Annotated in this window: 11 protein-coding genes; 4 read left to right on the forward strand and 7 right to left on the reverse strand. The window is 63.3% G+C overall.

The features are described from left to right. The first annotated feature begins 16 nt into the window (after positions 1-16). The gene (locus ACQR2C_RS14540; protein WP_434881450.1) at positions 17-1,849 is read left to right on the forward strand and encodes a RiPP maturation radical SAM C-methyltransferase; all 1,833 of its coding nucleotides are present in this window, start codon (positions 17-19) and stop codon (positions 1,847-1,849) included. Next, on the forward strand, positions 1,842-2,666 hold the full coding sequence (locus ACQR2C_RS14545; RefSeq protein ID WP_434881451.1) for a phytanoyl-CoA dioxygenase family protein: 825 nt from the start codon (positions 1,842-1,844) through the stop codon (positions 2,664-2,666). Before ACQR2C_RS14540 ends, ACQR2C_RS14545 begins: the two co-directional genes overlap by 8 nt. Positions 2,667-3,113: 447 nt before the next feature. Here the strand turns inward: ACQR2C_RS14545 and ACQR2C_RS14550 are convergent, their stop codons facing one another. From ACQR2C_RS14550 to ACQR2C_RS14560, 3 genes are all read right to left on the reverse strand, one after another. Beyond that, entirely contained in the window at positions 3,114-5,501 is a 2,388-nt protein-coding gene (locus tag ACQR2C_RS14550; protein WP_434881452.1) for a S8 family peptidase, read from the reverse strand. 67 nt (positions 5,502-5,568) lie between these two features. Beyond that, a complete protein-coding gene (locus ACQR2C_RS14555; RefSeq protein ID WP_434881453.1) occupies positions 5,569-6,627 on the reverse strand; it encodes an AAA family ATPase in 1,059 nt (352 codons plus the stop codon). Between the two features lie 453 nt (positions 6,628-7,080). After that, positions 7,081-7,323, reverse strand: a complete 243-nt coding sequence (locus ACQR2C_RS14560; RefSeq protein WP_434881454.1) for an HGGxSTG domain-containing protein — start codon at positions 7,321-7,323, stop codon at positions 7,081-7,083. Positions 7,324-7,561: 238 nt separating this feature from the next. Here ACQR2C_RS14560 and ACQR2C_RS14565 point away from each other — a divergent pair, with 238 nt between their 5' ends. Both ACQR2C_RS14565 and ACQR2C_RS14570 read left to right on the forward strand, forming a co-directional pair. Next, positions 7,562-8,767 (forward strand): MFS transporter, encoded by a 1,206-nt coding sequence (locus ACQR2C_RS14565; protein ID WP_434881455.1) that lies wholly within the window; start codon positions 7,562-7,564, stop codon positions 8,765-8,767. Between the two features lie 842 nt (positions 8,768-9,609). Then, positions 9,610-11,307, forward strand: a complete 1,698-nt coding sequence (locus ACQR2C_RS14570) for a methyl-accepting chemotaxis protein (protein ID WP_434881456.1) — start codon at positions 9,610-9,612, stop codon at positions 11,305-11,307. A 23-nt stretch (positions 11,308-11,330) separates the two neighbouring features. Here ACQR2C_RS14570 and ACQR2C_RS14575 read toward each other — a convergent pair whose 3' ends face one another. From ACQR2C_RS14575 to ACQR2C_RS14590, 4 genes are all read right to left on the reverse strand, one after another. After that, positions 11,331-11,792 carry an NUDIX domain-containing protein gene (locus ACQR2C_RS14575; protein ID WP_316179326.1) on the reverse strand — a complete coding sequence of 154 codons (462 nt, stop codon included), beginning with the start codon at positions 11,790-11,792 and terminating at the stop codon, positions 11,331-11,333. Positions 11,793-11,796: 4 nt separating this feature from the next. Continuing rightward, on the reverse strand, positions 11,797-13,038 hold the full coding sequence (locus ACQR2C_RS14580; protein WP_434881457.1) for a DUF763 domain-containing protein: 1,242 nt from the start codon (positions 13,036-13,038) through the stop codon (positions 11,797-11,799). An 87-nt stretch (positions 13,039-13,125) separates the two neighbouring features. Then, entirely contained in the window at positions 13,126-14,106 is a 981-nt protein-coding gene (gene metA / locus ACQR2C_RS14585; protein ID WP_434881458.1) for a homoserine O-succinyltransferase MetA, read from the reverse strand. Positions 14,107-14,118: 12 nt separating this feature from the next. Beyond that, positions 14,119-15,423, reverse strand: coding sequence for an O-acetylhomoserine aminocarboxypropyltransferase/cysteine synthase family protein (locus ACQR2C_RS14590; protein ID WP_315801697.1), 1,305 nt, complete (start codon positions 15,421-15,423; stop codon positions 14,119-14,121). Positions 15,424-15,481 lie beyond the last annotated feature (58 nt).

Here is a 15,481-nt window from a genome sequence, read left to right on the forward strand (position 1 = left end):
CGGAGCCGACTTCATCATGGTGGTCATGCCGTGGGCGCTGACCAACCAACCCTCCCTTCAAGCAGGCCTCCTCTGCGCCAAACTGATCGACGCCGGGATCGACGCCAAGACCTACTACGCTAACATCGATTTCGCTGACCGCATTGGTTGGGATCGCTATTCTGAATTCTGTTCGTTCCATAACTATTGCGCTGACTGGCTGTTCTCGGAGCCGGTGTTTGGGGCGTTTCTGCCGCGGACCGGTAAATCCGGCACCTTTGAAGCGTTCGCCGCGGCCAACGGCATTTGTTCTGAGGAAATGGTCCGGTTGCAGGCGCTGAAGGCGGAGATCGACGGAGGTCTTGACGCCTGTCTTGAGCGTATCGATTGGACGGCGGTGCGGGTCGTCGGCTTCACGACCACCATGCTTCAGCCGCTGCCGGCGCTGGCGCTCGCCAAACGGCTCGCCGCCCGTTTTCCGCTTTTGGCAATACTTTTTGGGGGCTCCGGTTGCCAAGGGGCGATGGGCCGGGCACTTCATCGAAACTTCCCCTTTGTCGATGGCGTCGTCGACGGCGAGGCTGACGCGACTATCGTTCCCATCGTTCGCCGACTGTTGGCGGGGGAGAGCCCCGCAGGCATCCCGGGCCTCATCTGGCGAGACGCGGCGGGCGCGGTTACTTCGAGCCCCCCGATTCCGGTGACCGACCTCTCCGACTATCCGATCCCTGCGTACGATGATTTCTTTGCCCAGTCGGCGGTTGCGTGCAATCCGGATCTCGATAATTTGCGTCTTCCTTTCGAGGCGTCGCGCGGATGCTGGTGGGCGACACGGCACCACTGCCGGTTCTGCGGCCTCAATGGCACAACGCTGCGACAGCGCGAGCGCCCGCTGGCTTCCGTCGTGGCCGAACTCCATCATCAGCGCGAGGCGCACGGCCCGGCGCTGTTTGTTGCCACCGACAACATCATCGCCCAGCGACACCTGCGCGATCTGCCCAAGGCAGTAGGCGCGGCGGTCCCGCCCATGCGGCTTTTCTTCGAGGTTGGCCCCGCGATGTCACGCCGACTGATGCAGGGCTTGGTTACGGCCGGCGTCACTGATGTCCAGCCTGGGATCGAGAGCCTCTCTAGCCAGGTGCTGCGTGCCGTCGACAAGGGTACGACCGCATCACTGAACGTCTGTTTCCTGCGCCGCGCGCAGGAGTTCGGCGTCGTCGCCCACTGGAATCTGCTCTACGGTATGCCAGGCGAAGACCCCGACTGGTACGCGGAAATGCTAAGCTGGTTGCCCGTGGTTCATCACCTTCCGCCACCCGAGCTGGTGCGCTTCAGTCTCCAGCGCTTCAGCCCATACTTCGACGCGCCCGAGGCGTTCGGGATCCAGATCGTCGGCCCGATGCCGGCCACGCGGTATATTTGGGATTTGCCCGACGCTGAACTTTGCGACCTAGCCTACGACCTCGCCTTCACTGCGCCAGGGGACTCTGCCATCGCCGGAACCGAGCGTGCGCTTTTCGCCGCCGTCGAGGCTTGGCGCAACTCGGCCGCGACGTTGACGGTTGCGTCGTTTCCTGATGGTCGGGCGCGCGTTACTGATAGCCGCGGCCCAAGTTCCACCGAGGTCGTACTTGATTTTGGAGAGGTCAAAGTACTAGCCGCGGCGGAAGCCCCGATAACCGCAGAGCAGTTGGCCAACACCCTCCGCCGAGATTGCCCTTCGGCATATCTTGCCGCTGGGGGAAGGCGAGGTGTTTCGCGGATCATTGCGCGTCTGGTCGATGCCGCCCTGCTGCTCGACCGCGATGATCGGCTACTGGCGCTTCCCGTGCCGACTACCAAGTTCTGGCTAGAGGCGGAGCATGGTTGAATCGCCAAGTGTAACCCAAGCCGCCGCCTCTGCGGCGCCCGGGGGACTCAATCCAACGCAGGTCGCCGCGTTCCGCAGGGCGGGGTTCGTACTCGTCCCCGGCGTGTTCGCCGAGGCCGAGGTTGCCCAGCTTCGCTGCGCCCTGGATCGGTTGGTGGTCGGCCCAATGGAGCTGTCAAGCGGCACCCGTCTTCGCCGAGAGGAACCGCGCAGGCCCGGTACTCGCGCCAATCCGCACCGAGTTTGGATGATCAGCGACATCGTTGTCGCGGACGATCTCTGGTTCCGATTGGTTACAGACACCAGGATTGTTGCGCCGATGATAGATATTTTGGGACCGGACGTGAATCTCTACAATAGTTTCGCTCGCATCAAGCCGCCCGGCACGACCGCGCATCTCGATTGGCACCAAGATTGGCCGCACGATCGTCACGACCGGCCCGGACTGGTGACGGCAATTCTTTACCTCGACACTACGGGTCCGGGAGCCGCAGCGACAGAGGTCGTAGTCGGCTCGCATCGGCGAGGCGAACTACCGAGCGACGACAGGCTGTCTTTACGGAATCAGCGGATCCATGAACCGGTACAGTACGTCGTCGCCGATCCCGGCGATGTACTCTTCCTAGATGTAATGACGATCCACCGGGCCGGACAAAATTCGACATCTAATGACCGCCGCGCGGTGTTGGTAGAAGGCAAATCCGCCGAACTGCGCGATCTTCGGGGCGCTAGTTGGTTGCTGAAGGAACTACCCCTAGCTCGTAACGGAACGCCTTTCGCGAGCGTCAGAACGGCGGAGCGAAGCAACGCACGTTAAGCGCCGCGGTGAAATGCAGCGGCAAACTCGGCACGAAAATGAGGTTGTGAGTAAGCGTCCAAGATTGACCCCTCCATCGCTTGGTAAATGAACAGCTTGGCTCGCCGATCGGCGTCCGGACCCCACGGCGATTGACAGTTCATTGACAAATCTAGTTGCATCAAGCCGGGCGTCGCTGCAGGACCGATGCAGCCGACGCCTCGTCCTCCGGGTATAAAGACGGGTACCGTGACTTTGAATATTGATAATTAAGTCAATAAAATCAATATCATAGATCAACAGGTGTGGCGGTCACTCTCTCCGCCAGCTGCTCCTGCTAAGTTTTTGTCAAACCACCAAATTTCTGGCCATGAACGCTGCCAATCCCCAATTCGGCCCCCAAATCATGCATTAGGATTGGCTAGAATATCGCCCCGGTTCGCCCCGGCTATCGGACCGCCGACCATTTTAAAGGCGTACAGGAGGCCGGACTTGGAGGCCGACACGAGCGCGGGCCTGATCGTAAAGTTGAACAACGCCGGGCATCGCGATCGACACGGCGAGGCCGAAGGGTACGTTTTCATCGGCTTTCGCTCCCCGGTCTGGTTCGCGTTGGATGGAAACTTGGAGAGCGCCATTGGGTCCAACAGTTGGGGCGCGTTGACCCTCCCAGCGGCGCGAAAAAACGGTCCCGCGGCTACTCTGATTTGCATCAGGTTGAGTTTTCGATACGTCCGCCCGGAAACCGCTTAGATCGTCCGGGACCATCAGGGAGAGCTTGACGGAGCGGTACGACTGCCTTCCGGGCAGGACTGGCGTAAACCACGCAAGCGTTGTGTGCAGAGAATGCAGGCGTGCTTGCCCGCTTAGGCACCCGGGAAGGGGAACTTCTATGGTGCACTTTTTCTCTTGCCCTAGCGTTCCAACGGCCCAAAAAGTTGCTCGATCCTCGGCGCAGTAAATCGCAGCATCCGCATCGACCAACCCGTAACCGAGAAAGCGCCGAATGTTGTCCTTCTGTCTCACACTCTGTCGATTTTCGGGTGGACCGAGAACCTGCTTTATGAGACTTGCGCTATCCGCGGGCCAGATGGCGGTGTGAACGAGCAGTGCTTTTATGAGCGCTGCTCGCTGATGATGTGGCAGGACCAAAAACGCCTCGCCGTAGACATCCTCTAGCGCGTCATGGATGCGGTGAGCTAGTCGCGACGTCAATGCTGCCGCCGCACTTGTTCCTCCCGTGTAGTGCTCCCAACTTGTACCGCCTTCCCGCGGGGGAGCGGCGACTTTAAGTCCATGCGGCCTACCGGCGCCGCTGGGCTTTACTGTCAGCGTCGTACCACTGCTAACCATCGAAAGGTGCTCACGCGATCCTGGCATCAGGATGTCGGGCTTAACGCTGTTCGCAAATCCCGGGCCTAACGCGCTAGAGGGGTTTGCCATTTGAAGCGGGAAAAAGGGGTCGACTCTACCCCTGGCCCCGCGTCGCTCAGCTTCTTGGACTGCGTCGATGTTCGCCGCGCCGACCGTTACGCCGTTTACGGTCTCAGAGGGAGAGAGCAATCGGCGTGAAGTAATCAAACGCGATAGAGCGCCGAGGGTCTGTTCAGCGCGATCGGCTGGTGACGCATTCTCAAAATCTCGTAAAGTTGCGATCGACGCAATTTCAAACGGCGAAATGTAGTTGCCCGCGCTCACTACGAACAGAATGCCATAGCGGTATGACAATCGATCGAGAAGTCGAGCCCAAGGTGATTGCTTGCCGTGAAAGGGCTTTCGGGCATTTCCTAAGGATAAGTTGACTATTATGACATTTGGTGCAGTCGCGTCCTCGCCTTCGCGCATGGCGAATACCGCTTGATAGATAAGGTCAACAATCAGTCTATCCGGGGGAAATTGATCGCTTGATCCTAAGACAGGAAGACAGTGTATGCGTCGCCCAATCACCGGCTCCGTCAGATTGCGGTCGCCGTGCAATATCAACGACGCCATGGCCGTCCCGTGTGTTCGTTCCGCTACTAACGCGTTAGGCTCAAGGCCAAACAGATCATCTACGTCTAATCGGCCGCGGAGAAGCGGATGCGCGGAAACGGGAACACCGTCGAGAAGCGCAACAATAGGGGGTTTTTCTGTCGGAGCGCTGGGCGCGCTTTCCGCTACGAGCGAGGCTTCGTTGACGTCGATGCTCGTGGCAATGCTTTGCGGGCGAATATGCATTACCGGATCAAGGCCGCTAATGCCTTCGGGTAAACGATCTATGATGCTCCGGACGGCGACCACCGGCAGCTTGGCTAGAAGTGCGTGGTAGGCGATATCTGCGATCCTACATCTAGAGACTATGCTGCCGCCTGCCGAACTTATACTAGCTGCGACGTCTTGTTCTGCGGTTAGGGCGATCGCCTCTGAGGCTCTAAATACTAGCTCAATCTCCAATGCAACTTCATCGGTGTCCGTTAAGTCATATATCTCGTCGGCTAATATTTCCCGGTCGCCTTCTTGAACGCGATCCTGCGGACCCCAGACGCGTAGATCTCGAAGTGTCGCGAAGACATCACGCCAGGGCGTAAATCCCGTACCCAATCCCTGACCCGCGATCCAGCGGCGCCACAAGGACAAGATATTGCTTAACGCCTCGGCATCAGGAACTAGAAGATAAGCCTCGGGAGACTTGTCTTGGTCATCGCTTTCTAGTTCTTCTTCGTCGATTAGCTCAAGTCCAGGAACTTTCCGGATTGCGTTTGCAAAAGTGGTGATGGCGCCGCGAAGCTCGAAGACGAGTAACCGCTCAGGTGCGAGGGCCGACGGATCGGCTCTTAAAGTCAATCCCGTCGGATCACGATTAAGTGCCGTTTCCAATCGACGAAATTGTGGGTCGAACGATGCTCTCTGCGACGCTACGGAAAATGGCTTCGGCCTACCCGGATTACGTGGACTTCCGGGGCTTCGATCGACTGGGGCGCTTGGTTCGAGGCGCAGTAGTGGCTTCGATGGATCGATCGCCATAGATGTTCTCAGGCTTTACGCGCGCAACCCACAGCTCCAGCTCGTGTGCAACCGCAGTGTCAATTGTGATGTCACCCAAGCCTAGGATTTGGCGCCGCCTAATGTTCTGGCAAAAATCACGCGCCTCGGCGTAGGAACTAGCATTCAATTCGGTTGCAATGTCGAGGGCTGTCTTGGTGGGGCGTTGAGGCCATTGCTCCATGATTGTATTCATAAAAGAGGCGACTTCCTGCGTCTTGGGCGCTGGAAATGCGATCTTGAGTTGAAATCTACGCCATACCGCTCTGTCAAGCAACTCGGCGTGATTAGTGGCGGCGATGGTTAGTACGTAACTTGGAAGTTGATCAATCTGCATGAGTAGAAACGATACAACCCGCTTGATTTCGCCGGTTTCGTGATCGTCGCCCCGCTCCTTTCCGATCGCATCAAACTCATCAAAGAAGAGAACGCATGACTGGGTGCGAGCATAGTCAAACAGTGCTCGAAGCCTCGCGTTGGTCTCGCCTAGGTAGCTGCCCACCAACGCATCATAGCGCACCACGAAAAATGGGAGAGCTAACGCTTCCGCGATTGCCTCAGCGAAGGACGTTTTGCCGTTTCCCGGCGGCCCGGAGAGTAACACCCGATGGCGCGGCTCATAGCCATGAGCACGAAGAACGTCGGCGCGCGCATGTTCTTCCACCAACTGAAGACCCTCGGCGCGGGCAGGTAGCGGAAGCACAAGCTCCTCTAAGCGAACGCGCGGAGCAAGCTCCAATATTGTATCGCGGCCAGGGGTCTGTTGTGCGCGATTTGAAGTCACCAAGCTGGGCGGAGTGACGGCTACCGCTTGCAAGGCTTTTTCAAGCCGATCAGCAAGCAAATGATGGCTCTTGGCGCGCTCATCGGCCATGAGCGCCTCAACTGTCGAGCGCAGCATGCTTTTGTCGCCAGCCGCGCCAGCGCGAACGAGAGAGACTAGGATGTCGCTTTTGGCCATGTCACGACTTTACACATTAAACGTTGATAAAGCACGTAAGGTGAACGGCCGCTAGGACGTTAGGTTCTCATGGCTGTGGAAATCGCGGCCCGCTGAAAGTGCCCGCGCAGGGCGGAGCGTCGACTGCGTAATTCTTTGAACGGACGTCGATTTTTGCGATGGCAGTTTTAGGAGGCGGTAAAGAGGTCTCAGAACCATGCGCTTCGGCCGGCTTGCCTGCCAAAAAGGGGCGGCACCAATCTGAATTCCTCCCCCCGGGAGCAGCTAAGGGGAAAGTGTGCTTGGAATTGAACGCGACGCGCGTGGGCTGCTCACCGAAAGCGAAACCATGCGCGTGCTCACGCCGGGAGTCGGACCGGAGCGGCCAGCGCCGGCTCGCAGATGCTGTCGGGCAATCCGCCTGGCGCGATCGCGTAAAGCTGCTCGTCCGTCATGCCTCGGACTTTTCGGTATCTATTTGACCGCCTTGCAAGCGGCGCGCGCCGATTTGACCATAGCAGAGATATCCCGACGAAATTGGATCGTCGCGGCCGCGAACCGGCCGTGCTTAAATACGAATTGAATGCCCTTAGGTGCTCCGGGCGACGGTCTGCCGTGCATCCGACACTTGCCGTTTGCCATTGCGGGCGAACGACAAGGCTTGCCGCTCCTCGTCTTCGTGCCGCAACGTTTCGCCCGCTGCATGTCTAAGAGCATAGGGTTGTTCCTCCAATTTCAAGCACGTACCGCCCCCCTCCCTCCGCTGCCCTGCTCATACTGTTGCTGCTCCGCGGGCGACGACCGGCGCACGCCATGGCTGGCACATAGACTGAGAACCCTCATCCATGGTGGGGCGCAATTCCGAAACAGCGGGGCTCGTGGGACGCGAATGCTCTAAAACCATCCTCGTGGCGCGTCCCGGCGCCCTCTCCTTGCAACGCCCTAATCCCCGGACATGCCCCCCGTCATTGCCGATCCCTCCCTCCTGCGCGTCCTGATCGTCCTCGCCGTCACGCAGCTCATCGCCTGGGGCACGCTCAGCCTGCCGGCGGTGATCGGCCGGGCCATGGCGGCGGATCTGGAGATGGACCTCACGGCGATCTTCGCCAGCACGACCGTGCTGTACATGTCGATGGGGCTGTGCTCGCCGCTGCTGGCGCGGCCGTTCGTGAAGCAGGGCGGCCGACGCGTCATGATCGCTGGCACGGTGCTGGCCGCACCCGGCTATGCGCTGCTGTCGACCGCGCAGGGGCCGCTGACCTATTATGCGGCGTGGCTGCTGCTCGGCATCGCCGGCAGCGCCACGCTCTCGACCGCCTCCTACATCGTGCTCAACGAGATCGCCGGCCTGCGTGCGCGCAGCGCCATCGGGGCGCTGATGCTGGTCACGGGCCTGTCGAGCAGCATCTTCTGGCCGGTCACCTCGGCGCTCTCGGCACATATCGGCTGGCGCAGCACCTGTCTCGTCTATGCCGGCCTGCTGCTCTTGATCTCGCTGCCGCTGTTCGTGTTCCTGCTGCCGCGGCGCGTCCGCGATCATCTGCCGCCGGCATCGGATGCGGCGACGCCGGCTCCCGCATCGCCACCGTCGCGCGGCACGTTCTATCTGCTGGTCGGCGCCTCCGGCCTCAACGCCTTCGTCGCGTTCGGGATGGGAGCGGTTCTGATCGAACTGCTGAAGGCCGAAGGCCTCTCGGCGGCCGAGGCGGTCGGGTTCGGCTCGATGCTGGGCGTGATCCAGATCAGCGCCCGCGCCATCGATTTTCTCGGCGGCGGCCGCTGGGACGGCATCACCACCGCGATCGTCGCCGGCCTGGCGCTGCCGGTGGCGATGCTGCTGCTGATGCTGAGCGACGGCTCACACGCGGCGATCGGCGGCTTCATCCTGATCTACGGCCTCGGCAGTGGCGCGCTCGCCGTGGCGCGGGCGACCATGCCGCTGGTGTTCTACGACAAGGCGGCGTTCGCCAAGGCGTCCGCCCAGATCGGACTGCCGCTCAACCTGCTATCGGCGGTGTCGGCGCCCATCCTCGTCGAGCTTTTGACCCGCTACGGCAGCAACGCGCCGCTGGCGTTGAGCTTGGCCTGCTCATGCGCGGCCGTGGTCATCCTGCTGCTGCTGCGGCAGCGCCGTCCGATGCGCGCGACGGTCTCGTCCTGAGGCGTTCGACTGAGTCGCCCGTCGGGCCGGACATGGGGTCGCCGGGAGCGCCAGGGCGCGGGGACGGCCCGCATCCGTCCTGCGTCGAAACACGAATTTCGCCGATTGCTTCAATGACATCGGTTCGGTCGCGCCGACCTGCACAAATTTTGATATTTCGTTTTATCGGAATTCATGCTTCTCTATCGCTGTCCTGCCTCATCGACGAGGGGCGCTGCGCATCGTCAGGAGCGTTGGGGTGGGATGTGATGGACGGGCGGGCGCCGACTGACGAGCGGCGCCGGCACGGACGGTCAAGTCGCATGGTCCTGGCATCCCGACGCTGATGCCTGCGTGGCGCCTTTGGCGCGTCGTCGCAAACGGGGGCAAGAACGCCGGTCCCCGGGGAGAGTGCGAAGCAGCCGTAACACCATTGCGCAGGGAAGGCCGGGCAAACCCGGCTGAACCTGTGGTTCCTGCCCCGTGCATTCCTTTCCGCACGGGGGCCGCAGGAATCAGCCGATGCCTGGTCTTCCCTGCGCCCTCGATGACGTGAGGGCTTCGCTGCACAAAGCTCGGGCGCCCGACGCGTCGCGACGACGAAACTCCGTGGGAACTCGACACCTGATCCATCAGAACTGGCAGGGAACCGGCCGTCCCCTTGGACGATACCTTTGATTATCGCATGTTAATTCGAACGATCGCCACCCCAGGTCGGATTGGTTGTTCTCTGGCCTGAGTTCGCGTGAGTGGATGATTTGTCCAAAAACTAATTAGTTCGCCGGGGTTCGGGCGGCACGGATAGCAAACCATTAATGTACGGTTGGTATCGTGCATACAGTCCACGCAACGAGAACCAGAAAATGCGACACCTGACTGTCTATCAGCGTCTCGCGGCGATCATCGCCGTGATGTCGATCGCACTGTTCGCCGTCTCCGCCATGCAGATCCTGATGCTGCGCGGAACCGTTCTCGAGGAGCGGCAGACCATGGTCCGCAACCTCGTCGAGTCCGCCGTCAAGGTGCTGAGCTATTATGACGCCGCTGCGACAGCCGGCAAGATGGCGCCGGAGCAGGCGCGGCAGCAGGCTTACGCCGCGATCGGCGCCATGCGCTGGGGCCAATACAACGACTATCTCGGCGTCTACGGAACCGGATCGTCGGATGCGGGCGTGACCTACGTCCACGCCAACCCGAAATACATCAACGTCAACCGCTGGGACTTCAAGGATTCCACCGGCAAGCTCCTGATCCAGGACATCGTCCGCATGGCCCGCGCCGGCGGTGGATTCGTCGAGTACAAGGTGCCGCGTGCCGGGGGCACGACCGAGCTGCCGAAGATGTCCTATGTCGGCGCCTATGGCAGCGGCGACAAGATGCTGGCGATCCAGGCCGGCGTGTATGTCGACGACGTCGATGCGGTCGTCTATCAGCGCGCGATGTGGGCCGGCTTCGGCGCGCTTGCTGGTCTGCTGGTCGCCGCGATCGTCGCCTTCTGGCTCGGACGCAGCGTCGTCGTTCCGCTCGACCGCACCTGCGCCGTGATGGACGAGCTGAGCAAGGGCAATCTGAGCTTCGAGGTGCCGTTCACCGACCGCCGGAACGAGATCGGCCGCATGGCGCGCAGCCTGCAGATCTTCAAGGAGCATCTCGCTGAGAGCGAGCGGCTCCGGGCCGAGCAGGAGCAGTCCAAGCAGCAGGCCGCCGAGGAGCGCCGTACGGTGCTGGTGCGGATCGCCGACGAGTTCGAGCGCTCGATCGGCGGCGTGATCCAGACCACCGCGACCGCCGCCGGCGAGCTGCAGACCTCGGCACAGTCGATGTCGAGCATCGTCTCCGGCACCACCGACCAGAGCGCGAAGGTGGCCGCGGCCGCCGAGCAGACCGCCAGGAACGTGCAGACGGTGTCGGCCTCCGCCGAGCAACTGTCGTCATCGATCCAGGAGATCGCCAAGCAGGTCACGCAGTCGTCGTCGATCGCCCAGAACGCGGTCGGGCAGGCGACGCGGACGGAGGCGATGGTCGACCGGCTGGTCCACGCGTCGCAGAAGATCGGCGAGGTCATGGCGCTGATCCAGACCATCGCCGGCCAGACCAACCTGCTGGCGCTGAACGCCACCATCGAATCGGCGCGTGCCGGCGAGGCCGGCAAGGGCTTCGCGGTGGTCGCCAACGAGGTCAAGGCGCTGTCGGCGCAGACCGCCAAGGCGACCGAGGAGATCACCAGCCAGATCGAAGCCATCCGCGACGCCACCGGCTCCACCGTCAACGCCATCCGCGAGATCGGCGCGACCATCGGCCAGATGAACGAGATCACCGACGCGATCGCGGCCGCGGTTGAGGAGCAGGGCGCGGCGACGAAGGAAATCGCCCGCAGCGTGCAGCAGGCGGCGCAGGGCACCCAGGGGGTCATGCAGCACATCGTCGGCGTGCGCGAGGCATCCGGCCAGGTCGGCGCCGCGGCGGCGCAGGTGCTGAGCGCAGCCTCCCAGCTCGGCAGTCAGTCGGATCAGCTCAAGACCCAGACCGGACGATTCCTCGGCAACGTCCGCGCGGCGTGACGCCGGCGGCGGAGGGTGACAGCTCACCCTCCGCCGATCGCCACGAGACGGTCGAGCAGTGCAGCCTGGGCCGGATTGATCCGGACCCTCGCCTCGGCGAGGTCGAACCAGGCGGCGCGGTCGACCTCGGGAAAACGCTGGATACGGCCGCTGCGCGGCGGCCATTCGAGCTCGAATGCGTTGCTGGTGATGCCGGCGGCATCGAGATCGGTCTCGGCGGCGAATGCCTCGACCACCTTGCCGCCGCGCTGCTTGATCTCGCCGAGCGGGACGAGCGGCACCGTCAGCGCGGTGCCAAGCTCCTCGGCGAATTCGCGCCGCGCCACCGCCTCGGCCGCCTCGTCGGCGCCGAACTCGCCCTTCGGGATCGACCAGGCGCCCGCATCCTTGTTGCGCCAGAACGGTCCGCCGGGATGCACCAGCAGTACTTCCAATCCGTCGGCGGTCCTGCGAAACGCGAGCACGCCCGCGCTGCGCGCCGGCATGCCGCTACGCCTCGCCGGTGCGCTGGATGAGGTCGCGCTCCCAGCCGAACACCGAGCGGCCGTCGAGCTCGGGCGAGGCGGCGCGCTCGGTCGCGATGAAGGCGTCGAGCGAGGGGCCGGTCGCGCTGCGCTCAAGCCGGCGCGCCTGGTCGTCGAGCCGCTTCAGCGCCGACAGCGCCTCGTCGCGGCCGAGCCTGGCGTTGCCGACGGCGGATTTGAGCACGCGGATGGTCTCGTCATAGACCTTGATCGGCACCGGATAGGGATGCCGGTCCTTGCCGCCATGCGCCAGCGAGAACCGCGCCGGATCGCTGAATCGATAGGGCGCGCCGTGCACGACCTCGGCGACCATGGCGAGCGAGCGCACGGTGCGGGCGCCGACGCCCGGCGTCAGCAGCAGGTCGGGAAAGTCGACCGGACCGCGCTCGGCTGCGGCCGCGAGCGTGCCGTGCAGTCGGCGGGCGAACACGTCCTTCGGCCTGACGTCGTGATGCGCAGGCATGACCAGATGCGGCAGGACGCCCTGCGCCGGCTCCGGCGTGCTCAGCCGTTCGAACTCGGTGACGACGCGGTCGGGGCCAAGCTCGGCGAGCAGTTCGAGCTGGGCGTTGCGCGACGGCGCGGCGCGCTTGTCGGTGAGGTTGACGATCTCGCCCTGGACGGGACCATCGATGGCGCTGTGCGGCGCGTCGACGAAGCTCGCAAGCTCGCGCGAGTGCCAATGGTAGCGCCGGGCCTGGCGGGTGCCGCCGTTCATGCCCTGCTGCACCACGGTCCATTTGCCGTCCGCAGTGACGAAGAAGCCGTGCAGATAGAGGTCGAAGCCGTCCTGCACCGCGGCGCTGTCAACCTTGGCGACCAGCTTGCTGGTCCGCACCAGCTCCTCGCCGTCGAGGCCGAGCCGGTCGCTGAGCAGGCGCAGCTCGTCGGGCGTCTTGCGCGAGTGTTCGCCGCGGCCGCCGCAGACGTAGATGCCGAGCTCGCCGGACAGCGGCTTCAGTCCGCGCTTCAGCGCGCCGATCACGCTGGTGGTGATGCCGGAGGAATGCCAGTCCATGCCCATCACGGCGCCGAACGACTGGAACCAGAACGGATGCGACATCCGCGCCAGGAATTCGTCGCGGCCGTAATGATGCACGATGGCCTGGGTGATGATGGCGCCAAGCGAGGCCATGCGCATGCCGAGCCAGGCCGGCACGCGTCCGGAATGGAGCGGAAGATCGGCGCTGCCGGTACGTCGGGCCATCGGAACCTTGCAGAGGAGGCGTGTCGCACCAATCTAACAGAAGGCGCGCCGATGCGCGATCGATCCGATGTCGGGCGGACTTTGGCGTTAGCCGGTCTGCCCGAGATGGGCGATCCAGTTCCTGAACAGCGTCTGTGCAGCGCTTTCGGCGGCGAGGTCAGGCCGCAACGTCAACCCCGGAAGCTCGGCCGCCAGCGTCGGGTCGCGCCTTTCCTTGGCCCGCCACTCGAACGCGATGAGCACCGCCTCGCTCTCGGCGCTGAAGTAGGATTTCGGCAGCCGCGGATAGTCGTCGCGCTGACCGGCGAGAAACCGCGCGATGTCGCGCATGTATTCGCGCTGTAGGGAGAGCGCGTCATATTCGGGATGGCCCTGGAAGAACACGAACCGGCTCGGCATCGAGCGCGCGAAGATGTCGACGCCGACCTCGTCCGAGCGGGTCAGGATGTCGTAGCCGCGCTCCGCCAGCAGCGGCTCGTTGACGGCGTTGAGGCGGGAGTGCGGCACCTTGAGCGGCAAATGGATGCCGTGCGTGAGCCAGTCGTCCTGGACCTTCACGCAGTCGAAGATGCCGGAGCATTTGCTCGCCAGCCGCTGCCGCTCGATGTCGTCGAGATGCAGCACGGCCGCGTGGGCCGCGAGACAGGACCAGATCGTCGAGCGGGTGTTGGTTCTGGCCCAGTCGATGACCGAGGTGAGGTCCGACCAATAAGGCTCGTCGCGCAAGGCCGCCGCGACGGGCTCGGCGCCGGTCACGATCAGGCCGTCGATGCCGAGCCGGTCGAGCGACCCGATGTCGGCGTAGGACTGGGCGACGTGGTGCCTCGCCGCCTGCGAGCGCATGATGGAGGGCAGCGAGAAGCAGTGCAGGCGGATGCGGACGTGCCGCGGCGCGCACTGTTGCAGCAGGCGGGCGATCTGGAGATCGGTCGCCTTCAAGGCGCTGTCCGGCATGTTGTTGACGAGGCCGATCGAAAGCTCGATCGGGCGCCGGCCCCGGTCGTCGAACTCGGCGGGCGCGAGGGCAGGGCTCGCGATCCTGCGATGTCGGTCGAACAGCAGGGTCATCGGCTGATCGCTCTACTCCGCCGCATCCAATTGACGCGGGCGAGGGCAGGCCTGGGCGAGCGCCTGGTCGAGATCCTCGATGATGTCGCTGACATGCTCGATGCCGATCGACAGCCGGATCGTCTCGGGAAGGACGCCCGCCTTGCGCTGGTCGTCCGGCGGCATCTGCCGATGCGTGGTCGATGCGGGATGGCAGGCCAGCGACTTCGCATCGCCGATATTGACCAGCCGCGTGACCAGCTTCAGGGCGTCGTAGAACGCCTTGCCGGCCTCCATGCCGCCGTTGATCCCGAACGTGAACAGCGACGACGCGCGACCGTCGAGATATTTCTGGACCAGCGGGTAATAGCGGCTGTCGGCGAAGCCCGCGTAGTTGACCCATGCCACGCGCGGATCGTTGCGGAGGAATTCGGCGACCTTGCGCGCATTCTCGACGTGGCGCTCCATGCGCAGCGCGACCGTCTCGATACCCTGCAGCAGCAGGAAGGCATTGAACGGCGACAGCACCGCGCCCATGGTGCGCTGATAGACGCTGCGCGCGCGCTGGATGTAGGCGCTGCGGCCGAAATGATCGGCGTAGACCATCCCGTGATAGGACGCATCGGGCTGGGTAAAGGCGGGAAAGCGGTCGGCGTGATCCTTCCAGGGGAAGTTGCCGCTGTCGACCAGCATGCCACCCAGCGTCGTGCCATGGCCGCCGAGAAATTTGGTCAGCGAATGCACCGCGATGTCGGCGCCGTAGTCGAACGGCCGCAGCAGGATCGGTGTCGCGACGGTGTTGTCGACGATCAGTGGCACGCCGTTGCGGTGCGCGACCTTCGCCAGCGCCTCGATATCGCAGACATTGCCGGCGGGGTTGCCGATCGTCTCCGCGAACACCGCCTTGGTGTTGTCGTCGATGAGACGCTCGATGGCGTCGGGCGCATCGCTGTCGGCAAAGCGTCCAGTGATGCCCTGACGCGGCAGGATGTGACCGAGCAGCGTGTGCGTGGTGCCGTAGAGCTGCGGCACCGAGACGATGTTGCCGCCGCCATCGGCGAGGTTGACGAATGCAAAGTGGAGCGCCGCCTGTCCGGTGCCGACGGCGAGCGCGCCGACGCCGCCCTCGAGCTCGCTGACGCGCTTCTCGAGCACCGCCGTGGTCGGATTGGAGATCCGGCTGTAGCGATAGCCCTCGGCTTCGAGATTGAACAGCGCGGCGCCGTGGTCGGCGCTGTCGAAGGCGTAGGCGGCGGTCTGATAGATCGGAACCGCGACGGCCTTGGTGGTCGCCTCCGGCTCATAGCCGGCGTGGATTGCAATCGTCTCGTTGCGCATCGGCGATCTCCCCGCTCGCTTCGATCAATGCGGCGAGCTGCTCGTATTCCGCGAGTGG

The organism is Bradyrhizobium sp. HKCCYLRH3061 (assembly GCF_051168015.1).
In the GTDB taxonomy this organism is placed as follows: domain Bacteria; phylum Pseudomonadota; class Alphaproteobacteria; order Rhizobiales; family Xanthobacteraceae; genus Bradyrhizobium.